9 protein-coding genes and 2 pseudogenes are annotated in these 16035 nt (G+C 71.5%); 8 read left to right on the plus strand and 3 right to left on the minus strand.

The genetic code is table 11. The annotated features are described in order from the left end of the window. Nucleotide 1: 1 nt before the first annotated feature. Nucleotides 2–685, minus strand: a complete 684-nt coding sequence (locus OG456_RS00085) for a class I SAM-dependent methyltransferase (protein WP_266555880.1) — start codon at nt 683–685, stop codon at nt 2–4. Between OG456_RS00085 and OG456_RS00090 the strand changes: the two are divergent. Further along, nucleotides 568–1554: pseudogene (locus OG456_RS00090) on the plus strand (amidase); the annotation flags it as partial. The gene OG456_RS00085 and the pseudogene OG456_RS00090 overlap by 118 nt on opposite strands. A gap of 43 nt (nt 1555–1597) precedes the next feature. Here the strand turns inward: OG456_RS00090 and OG456_RS00095 are convergent. Then, on the minus strand, nt 1598–3175 hold the full coding sequence (locus OG456_RS00095) for an SDR family oxidoreductase (protein WP_266555882.1): 1578 nt from the start codon (nt 3173–3175) through the stop codon (nt 1598–1600). 252 nt (nt 3176–3427) lie between these two features. Here OG456_RS00095 and OG456_RS00100 point away from each other — a divergent pair, with 252 nt between their 5' ends. Both OG456_RS00100 and OG456_RS00105 read left to right on the plus strand, forming a co-directional pair. Further along, entirely contained in the window at nt 3428–5071 is a 1644-nt protein-coding gene (locus tag OG456_RS00100; protein WP_266555884.1) for a CdaR family transcriptional regulator, read from the plus strand. A gap of 301 nt (nt 5072–5372) precedes the next feature. Then, nucleotides 5373–6719, plus strand: a complete 1347-nt coding sequence (locus tag OG456_RS00105) for a diaminopimelate decarboxylase (RefSeq protein ID WP_266568942.1) — start codon at nt 5373–5375, stop codon at nt 6717–6719. Between the two features lie 298 nt (nt 6720–7017). On the opposite strand, the pseudogene OG456_RS00110 reads toward OG456_RS00105, so the two are convergent. Beyond that, nucleotides 7018–8231: pseudogene (locus OG456_RS00110) on the minus strand (RNA-guided endonuclease InsQ/TnpB family protein). Nucleotides 8232–8390: 159 nt separating this feature from the next. Here OG456_RS00110 and OG456_RS00115 point away from each other — a divergent pair. The 5 genes from OG456_RS00115 to OG456_RS00135 all read left to right on the plus strand — a co-directional run bounded on the left by OG456_RS00115 (nt 8391) and on the right by OG456_RS00135 (nt 16031). Then, on the plus strand, nt 8391–9893 hold the full coding sequence (locus tag OG456_RS00115; protein ID WP_266555886.1) for an amino acid permease: 1503 nt from the start codon (nt 8391–8393) through the stop codon (nt 9891–9893). 316 nt (nt 9894–10209) lie between these two features. Next, entirely contained in the window at nt 10210–12018 is a 1809-nt protein-coding gene (locus tag OG456_RS00120) for a methylmalonyl-CoA mutase family protein (RefSeq protein ID WP_266555888.1), read from the plus strand. After that, the gene (scpA, locus tag OG456_RS00125) at nt 12018–14204 is read left to right on the plus strand and encodes a methylmalonyl-CoA mutase (RefSeq protein WP_266555890.1); all 2187 of its coding nucleotides are present in this window, start codon (nt 12018–12020) and stop codon (nt 14202–14204) included. Before OG456_RS00120 ends, scpA begins: the two co-directional genes overlap by 1 nt. A gap of 12 nt (nt 14205–14216) precedes the next feature. Continuing rightward, nucleotides 14217–15197: a methylmalonyl Co-A mutase-associated GTPase MeaB gene (meaB, locus tag OG456_RS00130; protein ID WP_266555892.1), complete on the plus strand. Its 981-nt coding sequence runs from the start codon at nt 14217–14219 to the stop codon at nt 15195–15197. 228 nt (nt 15198–15425) lie between these two features. Further along, complete coding sequence (locus OG456_RS00135) at nt 15426–16031, plus strand: GPP34 family phosphoprotein (RefSeq protein WP_266555894.1); 606 nt, start codon at nt 15426–15428, stop codon at nt 16029–16031. Nucleotides 16032–16035 lie beyond the last annotated feature (4 nt).

Genomic DNA, 16035 nt, shown 5'->3' on the forward strand with positions numbered 1-16035 from the left:
CTCAGCCCTCCTTGACGGCATGCAGCAGGGTGACGCCGAGCCATGGGCCGCCGTACCAGTACTCGGGGCCGAGTCCGCGCAGTGTGCCCTGCCCGATGTGGTCGGCGTACTGCCTGGCCATGGGCCAGAAGTCGGCGACAATCAAGCGTCCGCCAGGGCGCAGCACCCGCATGGCCTCGTCCACCACGCGGCAGCGCCGTTCGCGCGACGGGATGTTGTGGATCGCCAGCGCGCTCGTCACCACGTCGAAGGAGCCGTCCGCGAACGGCAGCTCGGTCATGTCGGCTGTCTGTACGTCCACCCGGTCGGAGACCCCTGCCGCGGCGGCGTTCGCGAGCGTGACTTCGGGGCGGTTCCCGCTCTGGTCCTTTCCGGACCACAGGTCCACGCCCACGGCGCGTCCCGTCGGCAGCCGCCCGGCCGCCTCGATCAGCACCGCGCCGCGACCGCAGCCCAGGTCGAGGAGCTGCTCATCGCCCTTCAAGGCGGCACGGTCCAACTCCCGCCTCCGGACGCGCAGTTTGCCGTGCAAAGTGGTGTGACGCCCTGGCCATCTCGCGCAACCCGTGGGACCGGGACCGCACGCCCGGCGGGGCGTCGAGCGGAGCGGGCGCCGCCGTCGCCGCCGGGATGGCGCCCATCGCCCACGCCGAGGACGGCGGCGGGTCGATACGGATCCCCGCATCGTGCAACGGCCTCGTCGGCCTCAAACCCACCCGCGGCCTGGTCACCAACGCCGTCGTGGAGGTGGAGGGTCTCGGCACCGGCGGCGTGCTCACCCGCTCGGTGGCGGACACCGCGGTGGCCCTCGACGTGCTGGCGCGTCACGATCCGGGCGCGTGGTGGTCGCCGCCGACGCCGCGCACGTCCTTCGCCGCCGCGATGAAGACGGATGTGCCGACCGGGCTGCGGATCGGTGTGCTCACCGACTCCCCGATCGACGGGATACGCGTGCACCCGGCGTGTGTCGCAGCCGTCGACGTGGCTCTTCGGATGCTCGAATCGGCCGGCCAGCACATCGTCGACACGCCTCTTCCGCTGCCGCCGACCGACGAGTTGGTCACCGCGTTCACGACCCTGTGGAACGTCGGCGGTGCCGGGATCGCGCTCGCGGAACCGGACCGGGTCGAGCCGCACAATCGCGCCCTGCGTGAGGCGGCACGAGCGATCGACTCGTGGACGTACGCGGAAGGGGTGCGGAAGACGCAGCAGTTGTCGCGGCGCATCGTCGAAGGCTTCCTCGCCGGCTTCGACCTCCTCGTGACGCCGACGATGGCCTGCCTTCCGCCGCTCGTCGGTGCCTGGCGGACCGGCACCGAGGACGCTCCGCTGAGGGCGCTGCTGAACAGCTACCCGATGGGGGTGTTCACGTCGGTGTTCAACGTGACGGGCCAGCCTGCGATCTCCCTCCCCGTCCACCACGACGAGGCCACCGGCCTGCCCGTCGGCATCCAGATCGTCGCCGCGCCGTGGCGGGAGGACCTCCTGCTCCAGGTGTCTCGCACCCTCGAACTCGCACTCCCCTGGGCCGGTCGCCGACCGACTGTCAGCTGACCGCCTGGGCTCACTGCCGGGCGGTGACACGGGGTTGTGTGCGCTATCGCCGCAGTCCTCGCCCGCGGCGTGAGTGCCCGACGCGGTCGGTGCGGGACTCGCTCCCGCGCTCGCTCATGCCCTTGGCGGCGGCTTGGGTGATGTTGCGGGCCATGCCGCCGAAGACGATGGCGTGGAAGGGGGAGACGGACCACCAGTAGGCATGGCCCAGCAGGCCGCGGGGGTGGAACAGAGCGCGCTGCCGGTAGCGGGTACGGCCCTCGGCGCCCGTCTCGACGTACATCTCCAGCCACGCCAGACCCGGCAGCCTCATCTCGGCGCGCAGCCTCAGCAGTTGTACGGGCTCGATCTCCTCGACGCGCCAGAAGTCCAGCGAGTCGCCGACCCGCAGACGCGCCGCGTCACGTCGTCCGCGGCGCAGGCCGACTCCGCCGACGAACCGGTCCAGCCAGCCGCGGACCGCCCAGGCCAGCGGGAAGGAGTACCAGCCGTTGTCGCCGCCGATCCCCTCGATCACCTTCCACAGGGCCTCCCGGGAAGCGTCGACCGGCAGTTGCCTCTCGTCCTGGTAGAGACTGCCGCCGGCCCAGTCGGGGTCGGTGGGCAGCGGGTCGCTGGGCGCCCCGGGAAGGGCGGCGGACGACCACCGGGTGGCGACCTGCGCTTCCCGTACCCTCCGCAGCGCCAGGGCCAAGGCCTCGTCGAAGGGCAGAGGCCAGCCCGGAGGGTCGGGCACGTAGCGGGCGATGTCGTGCTCGTGGCAGACGACTTCGTGGCGAAGCGACTCGGTGAGGGGCCGGGCGATGGATGCCGGTACCGGGGTCACAAGGCCGACCCAGTGGCTGGACAGCCGCGGGGTGAGCACGGGCACCGGCACGATGATCCGCCGCCGCAGCCCGGCGACCTCGGAGTAGCGGCGCATCATCTCCCGGTACGTGAGGACGTCCGGCCCGCCGATGTCGAAGGCCCGGTCGACGTCGGTGGGCATGGTGGCCGAGCCGACGAGATAGCGCAGCACGTCGCGGACCCCGATGGGCTGCGTGCGGGTGTGCACCCAGCTCGGGGTGACCATCACCGGCAGCCGCTCTGTCAGATAGCGCAGCATCTCGAACGACGCCGATCCCGAGCCGATGACGACAGCGGCCCTGAGGACGGTGGCGGGCACCGCGGCGTCGAGGAAGATGCGACCGACCTCAGCCCTGGAGCGCAGGTGCGGGGAGAGGGCCTTCTCGGGTACGTCCCGCGGTGTGAGCCCTCCGAGATAGACGATGCGCCGTACGCCGGCTGCGTGCGCCCGCTCGGCGAAGATCCTGGCCGCGCGGCGATCGGTGTCCTCGAAACCGGACCCGGATCCAAGGGAGTGCACCAGGTAGTACGCGACATCGACGCCGCGCATGGCCGCATCGACCGACTCGGCGTCCGTGACGTCTCCGCGTACCGTCTCGGCGGCGGCCGCCCAGGGGTGGTCACGCAGCTTGTCCGGCGAGCGGGCCAGACAGCGAACCCGGTGACCGGCCTCCAGCAGTGCCGGTACCAGGCGCCCCCCGATGTATCCGGACGCTCCGGTGACCAGACAGTGCAGCTGCTCCGCGCTGTGCTTTCCGTCCGTGTCCACGACCATCTCTCCACGCACTCGATCCGACGCTGCTCCTGTGTTCTCCCGTTCGATCATGGCTGCCGCCCTGCGGATGTCCCCGCAACGCGCTGAGGACGGTCGACACAACTCAGTGCCCGAGTACCCGGTGATCCCGGGGACTCCCCTCGGCCTCACCCGGCCGGAACAGTGGTGGAAGCCAGCGCCGCGATCGGCTCCGGAGCCGGGCGAGCGCTCGCCGCGGGCTGTCGGCCGGGCGGCGTCGGTGACACTTGGGTCATGCAGCTTTCCCCGCCCGGCCCTCCCCGCTCGCCCGATGCCGCCGCCGCGCACGGCGGTGGTTCGCCCACGCTGGGGCAGGCCGTCGGTGTGGTCGGGCCGGACGTGGTCGAGGTGCTGCGGGCGCCGTGCGGCACGGACGTGCCGGTGAGCGGGGCCGGGGTGTTCGACGAGGGTGAGACCTTGCAGGCACGGGGTCGGATTCTCATCGCGCCCGGCGTCGACACGTCCGCGGCGGGTGCGGCGGGCGTGCTGCGCGCGGCGGACCGCGCCGGGGCGGCGGCCGTGGTGCTGCGGCGTGGCGCCCAGGGGATCGCGCCCTCGCTCGCCGAGGCGGCCGACGAGGTGTCGACCGCCCTGCTCGCCCGGGCCCCCTGGATCGAGTGGGGCGAGCTGATCGGGCTGCTGCGGGCGGCCATCGCCCGTACCGGTACGGCGCCCACCGAGGCGTCGGCCGATGTGGCGCTCGGTGATCTGCCGGGGCTCGCCCTGGCGCTGGCCGCGCTGGTGGGCGGCGCGATCACCGTCGAGGACCCCGAGTCGAACGTCCTGGCGTACTCGCCGACCGCCGACACCGCCGACCCGCTGCGCAGGCTGACGATCCTGGGCCGCCGGGTACCGAGCTGGCGGGTGACCGAACTCGCCGAGAGCGGGTTCCTCACCACGCTGTGGGCGAGCGGCGACGTGGTGCACCGGCCCGCGGACGCGCGGTTCCCCGAACGCCTCGCCGTCGCCGTGCGGGCCGGCGACGAGATCCTCGGGTCGCTGTGGGCGGCCGCCGACGGTGAACCGCTGCCGTCCGGGGCCCGGGACGCGCTGCGGCAGGCGGCCGTCATCGCCGTACCGCATCTGCTGCACCACCGGCTGCGGTCCCGGTCCGCCGCCAGCCGCCGCCGGTACGCGGTGCGGGCCCTGTTCGAGGAGCGCCCGCCGGACGTGTCCGCGGCGGCGGCCGTGCTCGGGGTCGAGGCCGGACAGGCGTGCACCGTACTCACGGCAGCCGCCGCGGCGGCTGCCGCACCGGACGTACTGGACCGGGCCTTCCATCTGGCCTCTCTTCGCGTCGCCGCGCATCACACCCCGGCCTTCGCGCACCGCGACGGCGACCGGCTCGACGTCCTGGTGGCCGGGACCGGTGCGGGGGACGGCGTGGACCGGCTGGCACGCGACCTGGTGGCCGTACTGCGCGGCGCCGGGGTGCGGCCGCTGGTCGCGGTGGGGCCCGCCGTCGGGGGGCTCGGCGACGCCGCCGCCTCCCGTGCGGGGGCCGCCCAGGTGCTGCGGGTGCTGCGCGAGCGCGGCGGTCCCGAGACGGCGGGCGCCGAGGACGTCCGGTTCGCCATGGACGCGCTCCGGGTGACCGATGCGGTCGCCGAGCACGTGCCGTCGGCCGCCGACGCGGTGGCGGCGCTGCTCGAGCACGACGAGCGGCACGGCACGGACCTGCCGCGCACCGTCGCCGCGCACCTGGTGTTCTTCGGTGACGCGGCGGCCACCGCCCGCTACGTGGGGGTCCACACCAATACGCTGCGGTACCGGCTGCGCCGGGCCGGTGAGCTGTGCGGCATCGACCTCACCGATCCCGACGTGCGGCTGCTGGTGGAGCTGGGGCTGCGGCGGGCCGGGCTGATCCCGCTGCCGTGAACGGGTGTGGTGCGGGCGCACCACGACCTCCCCATCCGCATCGTGCGGGCGCACCATGGAGACGTGGGAGGGGCCCGGCGCTTGTGCGCGGCCACGACGGCGGCGGCCCGGACTTCGTGCCGGAGCACGCAGACAGCGCGGGACTCGGGGCTGCACAGTGAACCGGGGCGGAGCGCACGGGCGACGAGCCGGTGGCGTGGACACCGCCCGCGGCCGCCACAGTCGGCGGCCCGCCCGGGGAACGATCCGCCGGGCACGTAACCGGCAGTGCGCAGTGAGAAGGCAGGAACACTCCATGACCATGGCCCCGGAATCCGTCGTCCGCAGGGAGGCGGCCGTGCGCGCCGCCGCCGAGCAGGGCCTGGTCGGCGCGCAGGCGCCGCTGCTCGGCCTGCTCGACGTGGCAGGGATCCGTGGCGCGGCCCGCGAGCTGCGCGAGGCGTTCACCTTCGACGGGGTCTCGGTACAGCACACGTTCGCGGTGAAGGCCGCCTCGCTGGTGCCGGTCCTCGCGCTGCTGAACGAGGAGGGTGTGGGCGCGGAGGTGGCGAGCGCCGGTGAGCTGGAACTGGCCCGCGCCGCGGGCGTCCCCGCCGAGCGGATCGTCTTCGACTCCCCGGCCAAGTCGATGGACGAGCTGCGCGACGCTCTCGCCCACGGCATCGCGGTCAACGCCGACAACCGGCAGGAGCTGGACCGTGTCGACGCCGTCGTCGCCGATCTCGGCGTCGGCTGTGCGCCCGTGGGACTGCGGGTCAACCCGCAGGTCGGCAGCGGTTCGATTGGGGCGATGAGCACGGCGACGGCCACGTCCAAGTTCGGCGTGGCGCTGCGCGACGAGGGCGCGGAGCAGTGGGTGCTCGACTCCTACCGGCTGCGCCCGTGGATGACCCGGCTGCACACCCACACCGGCTCCCAGGGTGTCGCCCTGGAACTGATGGCCGAAGGGGTGCGGGCCGCGTACGAGCTGGCGGAGAAGATCAACGCGCACGTCGGCCGGCAGCAGATCGACACCCTCGACATCGGCGGCGGCCTGCCCGTGAACTTCGCCTCGGACGAGGTGACCCCGGCCTTCGCGCAGTACGCGCGGCTGCTGCGGGAGACCGTGCCCGGCCTGTTCGACGGGCGCTACACGCTGGTGACCGAGTTCGGCCGCTCGCTGCTGGCCAAGCAGGGGCTGATCATGGCGTACGTCGAGTACACCAAGACCTCCGGCGGCCGGCGGATCGCCGTCACGCACGCCGGGGCGCAGGTGGCCACGCGCACCGTGTTCGTACCCGAGGCGTGGCCGCTGCGCGTGGGCGCGTACGACGCCGACGGCCGGCCCAGGACGACCGAGCCGCTGGTGCAGGACGTCGCCGGGCCGTGCTGCTTCGCCGGGGACCTGGTGGCGCGGGAGCGGGAGCTGCCCGAGCTGGCGCCCGGTGACCTGGTCGCGCTGTATGACACCGGGGCTTACTACTTCTCGACCCATTTCCACTACAACAGCCTTCCGCGTCCCGCTGTGTACGGATATGTGGTATCGGATGCGGGCGTGGTGACGTTCGCTCAGGTCAGGCCCGCCCAGACGGTGGCCGAGGTGGTCGCGGAGTCGGGTGCCGCGCAGGCAGCTTCGCTGCTGGGGCTGACCGGCCGACCCTCTTCGTAGGGGCGCTCCCCACCTGGGAAAAGTTGCCCCAGGAAACGGTTTAAGGTGGCGTGTCGCCGCGTGGCCATCCCGCGGCGCCCCACCGGGACACTGCGTTCCTCACGTGATCCGCACAGCGTCACGCCTGGTCCGCCGCTGTCCCGCTCTGCCGTGCCGCCGTACGGGGGGACGGGCCCTGTCCAACAGGTATGCCGCGCCGCTTGCCAGCGTTCGCTTTCGCGTGCGCGTGGGTGCGGTGTATCGCTATGCACGTCGGAGAAACGTGACTCCTCCCCCTCATAAATGAGGGGGTTTCTCGCTACGCCGGTGCGACGTCGCGACGGACCAGCCCGGCCCGTAGAACGTTGGTGGCGCCCACGGTGTCCGCGTGCGCGGTGTGGCCGCACGAGACGCAGTGGAACTCTTCCTGGGTGGGCCGGTTCTCCTTGGCGGTGTGCCCGCATTCGGGGCATTGGCGGGAGGTGTTGCGGGGGTCCACGGCGATCACTTCCCGTCCGGCGCTTTCAGCCTTGGCAGCCAGGATCGTCAGGAACACCCCCCATCCGGCATCGGAGATCGAGCGGTTGAGTCCGGCCTTCCCGCCGGCCCCGTTGGGCAGGAAACCGCCCGGGGTACCGAGGTCGGGCTTCGGCGTGGCACGCCGGACCATGTTGCAGATCCTGAGGTCTTCGTGCGCGATGAAATCGTGTCGGCGTACGAGGTCAAGGGCGGTTTTGTGGGCGTGGTCGAGGCGCTGGCGGCGGACCTTGCGTGCAGCTTCGCGACCTTCTCGACCGCTCGCCGGTGATTGGCTGCCCGCTTGTCACGGCGCACACGCGGAAACCTCGACAGCGCCTGCTGTGCGGCCTCGAGCTTCGCGGCGCTCTTCGCCCCGTGGCGCGGGTTGGGAACGAATCCGCCGCTGGAATCGGCGAGGAAGTTGGCTATGCCCAGGTCGATGCCCACCACCGCACCGGTTGCCGGCAGCTGTTCGGGCTGGACCTGTTCGGCAGTCAGCACGACGAACCACTGACGGCCCTCACGCTTCACGCTGACCGTCTTGATCCTGCCGGCCACCGCCCGGTGCTGGTGCACCTTGACGTGCCCGACCCCTTGCAGGCGGACGCGCGTCACCGGATCATGCGGCGTGGAGTCCCACCGGCAGCCGTCCCCGTCCTTCGGGAACTCCACCGTGTCGAACCAGTTCACCCCACGAAAACGCGGATAGCCCGGCTTCTCACCCGACTTGACCCGACGGAAGAACGCCGCGAACGCCTTGTCCAACCGCCGGAGCGTGGCCTGCTGTGAGCTGAACGACCAACGGCCCTGACACTCCGGGTCGAAGGACCGGATGTCCTTGAGCTGCACGGACTGCTGCCCGTACCGGACCGTCGTCTTGCTGACGTGCCGGTAGGCGTCACGGCGTTCCTGCAACGCTCCGTTGTACAGCGAGCAGTGATCACGCAGCATCTCGCCCAGCGCCTGAGTCTGCCGCACCGTGGGCCGCATGAGGAACTTGTACGCACGAATCACCCGACCCACCCCCTTCAGCTCTTGTCAGCAACCTAGCCCAGGCCACTGACATTGACCCCACCGCAGACGGAACACCCGTGCACTCATGACCGGTCAGAGCCGCCCTGAGATGCGTTTCCCGCCCCGGCTGAAGCCGGGGATACCCACGCAAGAAAAGGGATGGAGCACACAGCACAAGCCGAGCCGCCGGCGCAGGCCCCTGCCGCTGCGACCGGGGGCAGCGCGACCGGCGCGGCCGGCGCCATCCGCGAGGGGGGTTACACGGCCGGCCTGCGCAACCGTCAGGTCCAGATGATCGCGATCGGCGGCGCCATCGGCACCGGCCTCTTCCTCGGCGCCGGCGAGCGGCTGCACGCGGCCGGCCCGGCGCTGGTCGTCATCTTCGCGCTCACCGGCCTGTTCGCCTTCTTCATCTCGCGCGCCATGGGCGAGTTGGTGATGCACCGGCCGACGTCCGGTTCGTTCGTCTCGTACTCGCGCGAGTTCCTCGGCGAGAAGGCCGCGTACACGGCGGGCTGGGTCTACTTCCTGCACTGGGTGTGCAGCGGCATCGCGGAGATCACCGCGGTGGCGATGTATCTGCACTACTGGGCGGCGTTCCGGGACATTCCCCAGTGGACGCTGGCCCTGTTCGCGCCGCTCGTGGTGCTTGTCGCGAACCTCATCTCGGTGCGCTGGTTCGGCGAGTTCGAGTTCTGGTTCTCGATCATCAAGGTCGCCGCGATCCTGGCGTTCCTCGCCATCGGCTGCTGGCTGCTGGCCAGCCGGCACCCCGTCGACGGCCACCGCACGGGCCCGCAGCTGATCGCCGACAACGGCGGCATGCTGCCCAACGGCCTGCTCGCCGCCGTCGTGCTCATCCAGGGCGTGGTCTTCGCCTACGCCGCGATCGAGATGGTCGGCATCGCCGCCGGCGAGACCGCGAACCCGCGCAAGGTGATCCCGCGCGCCATCAACTCCGTGTCGTGGCGCATCGTGCTCTTCTACGTCGGCAGCGTGCTGCTGCTCGTCCTCCTGCTGCCGTGGACCGCGTACAAGGCCGGCGAGTCGCCCTTCGTGACACTGATGGGCAAGCTGGGCGTTCCCGGTATCAGCGGCATCATGAACTTCGTGATCCTCACGGCGGCTCTCTCCAGTTGCAACTCCGGTCTCTACTCGACCGGCCGCGTGCTGCGCTCGATGGGCCTGGCCGGTTCGGCGCCCGCCTTCACCACGAAGATGAACAAGCGGGGCGTGCCCTTCAGCGGCGTCCTGCTGACCGCGTGCTGCTACATCCTCGGCATCGTCCTCAACTACGTCGTGCCGGAGCGGGCGTTCTCCATCGTGCTGAACTTCTCCGCGATCACCATGATCGGCACCTGGGCGATGATCATCGTCTGCCAGATGGTGCTGCGCCGCAAGGCGCTGCGCGGCGAACTGGAGCGCCCCGCCTTCCGGCTGCCCGGCGCGCCCTTCACCTCCTGGCTCACGCTCGCCTTCCTCGCCGTCGTCGTGGTGCTCATGTGCGTCGACGGCGGCGACGCCGCCTGGTCGGTGGCCTGTGTCCCGCTGATCGCCATCGGCCTCGTGATCGGCTGGTTCGCCGTCCGCGGCCGGGTCGCCGAGCGGCAGGCGACCGGACATCTTGCGGTCGAACAGCACCCGGCCGAACAGCGGGGCTGAACGACATAGATGGTGGCACCGTTGCCGACCTGCCGCGCTCCGGCGGGTCGGCAGCGGTGCCTCGCGTCAGCGTGAAGGGCACCGTACGTCAGTCGGTGACGACTGGGAGCGGAACAACTCACGCGTGAACAGCTCCGTTTGGCTGCGGCTGCCGAGAGCGCGCATGTATGCCGATGCCATGCGGTCAGGCACGGACAGCAGCCGGTTCCCGGCCAATAGACGGGCCAATAGACGAACCACGCCCCCTGGGCAAGGAGAACAAGGTCACACCCCCACGGTGTGCCGCTCTTCTGTCGGTCTGACCTAGCATCCGAGCATGACGGTCCTGCCTGACGACGGGCTCTCCCTGGCGGCCGAGTTTCCTGACGCGACATATGAGCAGTGGCAGCACCTGGTCTCGGGTGTCCTGCGCAAGTCGGGAAAGGAAGTCTCTGGCTCCGCAGCGGAAGACGCCCTGTCCACCGCGCTGGAGGACGGGCTCCGCGCCCGCCCTCTGTACACCGCGCGCGATGACGCTCCTGCCACCGGCCTGCCCGGCTTCGCGCCGTTCGTGCGCGGCGGACGCGCCGAGGGGAACAGCGTCGGCGGCTGGGACGTGCGCCAGCGGCACACTGCCGCCGGCCCGGCAGCCGTACTGGCCGACCTGGAGAACGGCGTCACCTCTCTGTGGCTCACCGTGGGCTCCTCCGGCATTCCCGTGTCAGCGCTGCCCGGCACCCTCGACGGTGTCTATCTGGATCTGGCTCCGATCGTCCTGGACGCCGGCGGCGAAGTCGACGCTGCCGCACGTCAATTGCTGCGCCTCTACGAGGAGTCGGGTATCGCCCCGGACGCGGCGCGCGGCAACCTCGGCGCGGACCCGCTGGGCCACGAGGCCCGCACTGGGCAGCGTTACGACGGCGCGCCGGTCACCGACCTGGCCGCGCTGTGTGCCAGGCAGTACTCGGGGCTGCGCGCGCTGACCGTGGACGCCCTGCCGTACCACGAGGCGGGCGGCTCGGCCGCACAGGAACTCGGCTGTGCGCTGGCGACCGGCGTCGCGTACCTGCGCGAGCTCTCCGAATCGGGCCTCACCAGTCAACAGGCCCTGGCGCAGCTGGAGTTCCGGTTCGCCGCGACCGCCGATCAGTTCCTGACCGTCGCCAAGCTGCGCGCCGCGCGCCGGCTGTGGGCCCGGGTCGCCGAGGTGTGCGGGGCGTCGCAGGCGGGCGCCCAGCTGCAGCACGCCGTGACGTCGCCGGTGATGATGACGCGCCGTGACCCGTGGGTGAATATGCTGCGGACCACGGTCGCGACGCTCGCCGCCGGCGTGGGCGGTGCGGACGCGGTGACGGTACTGCCCTTCGACAGCGCGATCGGTGTGCCCGACGGGTTCGCCCGCCGTATCGCGCGCAACACCTCCACGATCCTCATCGAGGAATCGCACCTGTCCCGGGTGATCGACCCTGCGGGCGGCTCGTGGTACGTGGAGCGGCTGACCGACGAACTCGCCCACGCCGCCTGGGAGTTCTTCCGGACCATCGAGCGTGAGGGCGGTCAGGCCGCTGCCCTGCGCTCCGGTCTTGTCCGCGACCGGCTCGCCGAGACGTGGTCGGCACGCAGCGTGCGGCTCGCCGAGCGGCGTGAACCCATCACCGGCGTGAGCGAGTTCCCGCACCTCGGCGAGAAGCCGGTCGAGCGCGTGCCCGTGGAGGCTCCGCCCTGCGGTGGCCTGCCCCGCGTGCGGCGGGACGAATCGTTCGAGGCCCTGCGGGCCCGCTCGGACCGCCACCTCGCGGCGACCGGCCGCCGCCCGCGGGTGTTTCTGGCCGCGCTGGGCCCGGCCGCCGCGCACACCGCACGCCTCACCTTCGCAGCCAACCTGCTCCAGGCGGGCGGCATCGAGGCCGTCACCGACGGCACGTTCGAGGAGAGCGGGGCCCAGGAGGTGTGCCTGTGCTCCAGCGACACGGTGTACGAGGAGCAGGCCGAGGCCACCGCCGGGACTCTGCGGACCGCGGGCGCGCGGCACGTGTTCCTGGCGGGCCGGCCCGGACCGTATGCCGGGGTCGACACCTACGTCTTCGCCGGCTGTGACGCCGTGGCCGTGCTCTCCGCCACGCTCGACCGCATGGGAGTGTCCTGATGTCCATCCCTTCCGTCCCCGACTTCTCGGCGGTAGAGCTCGGGACACCGGCCGTCGGCGCCGGCGCGGACGACTGGCGCACCGCGGTCAAGCGGGCCACCGACGGCGACGACCTGCTGTGGGAGACCCCCGAAGGCATCACGGTCAAGCCGCTCTACACCGGGCAGGATCTGGAGGGTCTCGACTTCCTCGACACCTTCCCGGGCGTCGCCCCGTACCTGCGCGGCCCGTACCCGACGATGTACGTGAACCAGCCCTGGACGATCCGCCAGTACGCGGGCTTCTCCACGGCCGAGGAGTCGAACGCCTTCTACCGGCGCAACCTCGCCGCCGGCCAGAAGGGCCTGTCGGTCGCCTTCGACCTGCCCACGCACCGCGGCTACGACAGCGACCACCCGCGAGTCACCGGTGACGTCGGCATGGCGGGTGTCGCGATCGACTCGATCCTCGACATGCGGCAGCTCTTCGACGGCATCCCGCTGGACAGGATGACCGTGTCGATGACGATGAACGGCGCCGTGCTCCCGGTACTCGCGCTGTACATCGTGGCCGCCGAGGAGCAGGGCGTACCGCCCGAGAAGCTGGCCGGGACCATTCAGAACGACATCCTCAAGGAGTTCATGGTCCGCAACACCTACATCTATCCGCCGAAGCCGTCGATGCGGATCATCTCCGACATCTTCGCGTACACCTCGCAGCGGATGCCGCGCTACAACTCGATCTCGATCTCCGGCTACCACATCCAAGAGGCGGGCGCGACAGCCGACTTGGAGCTGGCGTACACCCTCGCCGACGGCGTGGAGTACCTCCGCGCCGGACGGGAGGCGGGCCTGGACGTGGACGCGTTCGCGCCCCGGCTCTCGTTCTTCTGGGCGATCGGCATGAACTTCTTCATGGAGATCGCCAAGCTGCGGGCCGCGCGGCTGCTGTGGGCGAAGCTGGTCAAGCAGTTCGACCCGAAGAACGCCAAGTCCCTTTCCCTGCGCACCCATTCGCAGACGTCGGGCTGGTCGCTGACCGCGCAGGACGTGTTCAACAACGTCACGCGTACCTGTGTCGAGGCGATGGCCGCGACCCAGGGCCACACCCAGTCGCTGCACACCAACGCCCTCGACGAGGCGCTGGCGCTGCCCACCGACTTCTCCGCTCGCATCGCCCGCAACACGCAGCTCCTGATCCAGCAGGAGTCCGGCACGACCCGGGCCATCGACCCGTGGGGCGGCAGCGCGTACGTCGAGAAGCTGACCCACGACCTGGCCCGCCGCGCCTGGCAGCACATCCAGGAGGTCGAGGCCGCGGGCGGCATGGCCAAGGCGATCGACGCGGGCATCCCCAAGCTGCGCATCGAGGAGGCGGCGGCCCGCACCCAGGCCCGCATCGACTCCGGGCGCCAGCCGGTCATCGGCGTCAACAAGTACCGCGTCGACAGCGACGAGCAGATCGACGTCCTCAAGGTCGACAACTCCTCCGTCCGCACCCAGCAGATCGAGAAGCTGCGGCGGCTGCGCGCGGAACGGGACGAGCGGGCCTGCCAGGACTCGCTCGACGCCCTCACCCGGGCGGCGGCCGGCGAGGGCAACCTCCTTGAACTCGCCGTGAACGCGGCCCGCGCGAAAGCGACCGTCGGGGAGATCTCCGACGCCCTGGAGAAGGTGTACGGGCGCCACGCCGGGCAGATCCGTACGATCTCGGGTGTGTACCGGAACGAAGCAGGCGAGTCGCCGTCGGTGGACCGCACCCGGGCTCGCGTCGACGGGTTCGCCGAGGCCGAGGGGCGCCGGCCGCGCATCCTCGTCGCCAAGATGGGCCAGGACGGCCACGACCGCGGCCAGAAGGTGATCGCGACCGCCTTCGCCGACCTCGGCTTCGACGTGGACGTCGGCCCGCTGTTCCAGACCCCGGCCGAGGTGGCGCGGCAGGCCGTCGAGGCGGACGTGCACATCGTCGGGGTGTCGTCGCTGGCCGCCGGTCACCTCACCCTCGTACCGGCGCTGCGCGAGGCGCTCGCCGAGGAGGGGCGCGGCGACATCATGATCGTGGTGGGCGGTGTCATCCCGCCGCAGGACGTGCCGACGCTCCTGGAGATGGGAGCGGCCGCGGTGTTCCCGCCCGGCACGGTGATCCCGGATGCCGCCCACGACCTGGTGACGCGGCTGGCGGCCGGGCTCGGGCACGACGACCTGTGAGCCGGTGAGTCCATGGCCATCGACCTCGACACCTACGTCAAGGGCGTTCTCGACGGGAAGCGGGCGCTCGTCGCCCGCGCCATCACGCTCGTCGAGTCCACCCGGCCCCAACACCGGGCGCTGGCCCAGGAGTTGCTGACCGAGCTGCTGCCGCACAGCGGACGGGCCCGCAGGATAGGGATCACCGGTGTGCCGGGCGTCGGCAAGTCGACGTTCATCGACGCCTTCGGCACGATGCTCACCGGTCTCGGGCACCGGGTCGCCGTGCTCGCCGTCGACCCGTCCTCCAGCCGGACCGGCGGCTCCATCCTCGGCGACAAGACCCGCATGGAGCGCCTGGCCGTCGACCCGGCGGCCTTCGTACGCCCCTCCCCCACGGCCGGCACACTCGGCGGTGTCGCCAAGGCGACGCGCGAGTCGATCATCGTGATGGAAGCGGCGGGCTACGACGTGGTGCTCGTGGAGACCGTCGGCGTGGGCCAGTCCGAGACCGCGGTCGCGAACATGGTCGACTCCTTCCTGCTGCTCAGCCTCGCCCGTACCGGCGATCAGCTTCAGGGCATCAAGAAGGGCGTCCTCGAGCTGGCCGACGTGATCAGCGTCAACAAGGCCGACGGCCCGCATCAGCGCGACGCCCAGGCAGCGGCAAGGGAGTTGGCGGGCGCGCTGCGCCTGATGCACGGAAAGGACGCCTTCTGGACACCGCCTGTGCTCAGTTGCAGCGCGCGCGAGTCGACCGGCCTCGACACCGTCTGGGAACGGCTCGAACAGCACCGCGCCCTGCTCGACTCCACCGGGCGCCTCGCCGCCCGCCGGCGCGATCAGCAGCTCGACTGGACATGGGCCATGGTCCATGACGAGCTCCTCGGCCGCCTCCACACCGACCCGGCGGTCCGCTCCCTGACGCCGGAGCTCGAACAGCAGGTCCGCGACGGAGAACTCACCGCCACGCTGGCCGCCGAGCGCATCCTGGACGCCTTCAGGAGCCACTGAGCAAGCCCCCGGCGTAGGCCCGGAACGACACCGATGCGAGGGGGGACCGATCGGGACGGATCCCTCCCCCGCACAGATGACGATCTTCTGGCCCCCTCCATGCTGCGGATCGGATTCCCGGGCGACATGGTCGTATGAGGGCACGCAGCGCCCGAAGCACGGCGACAATCGACCGGGGAGCCGCCGACGCTCTCACCCCGCACTCGGCCGACTGATGTGGAGCCGCTCATGACCACCGCACGGGACCTCGCGATCGTTGCCCTGGCCGAGACACCCGACCACCCCGTGGAGCAGGGCGAACTGTCGCTGGCGCTCGCGGGGGCCGAGGTGTTCGACCTCATCGAGGCCAAGGCACTGATCGTGGACGGCGACGGCATCCTGCCCAGCGCCCAGGCGCCCACCGGGGACCGCCTGCTGGATGAGGCCGCCGCGGCTCTCGTGCGACAGGAGCCGTACGAGTCGGTCGAGGACTGGCTGTGGCGCCGGGGCCGCGGGCTGTCCTCGGCGTACGTCGACGAGCTGGAGCGGGAGGGGCTGACGAACCGGCCGCGAGGCCTTCGGAATCCGCTGAAGAGCGGGCGGACGGAGCCGGTCGACTCGGCGGACCGGCGCCGGGCCGAGGAGCGCTGGGCGACGGGCGAACCCGTGCTCGTCGCCCTGGCGGCCGCCGCCGGAATCCGGGACGAGCCGGCCGATGACGCCCCCGAGCTCGCCGGGGACGCGGTCGCGGCGGTTCTGGCCGCCGTCGGGAACGCCGTTCAGGAGCTGCAGGCCGTACGGCAGCGCAGGGCCATCGAGGACTCGGCGTTCGACAACGTCTGGCGCGGCTACTGAGATC

The sequence above is a fragment of the Streptomyces sp. NBC_01446 genome, from assembly GCF_026340095.1.
Taxonomy (GTDB): domain Bacteria; phylum Actinomycetota; class Actinomycetes; order Streptomycetales; family Streptomycetaceae; genus Streptomyces; species Streptomyces aureus.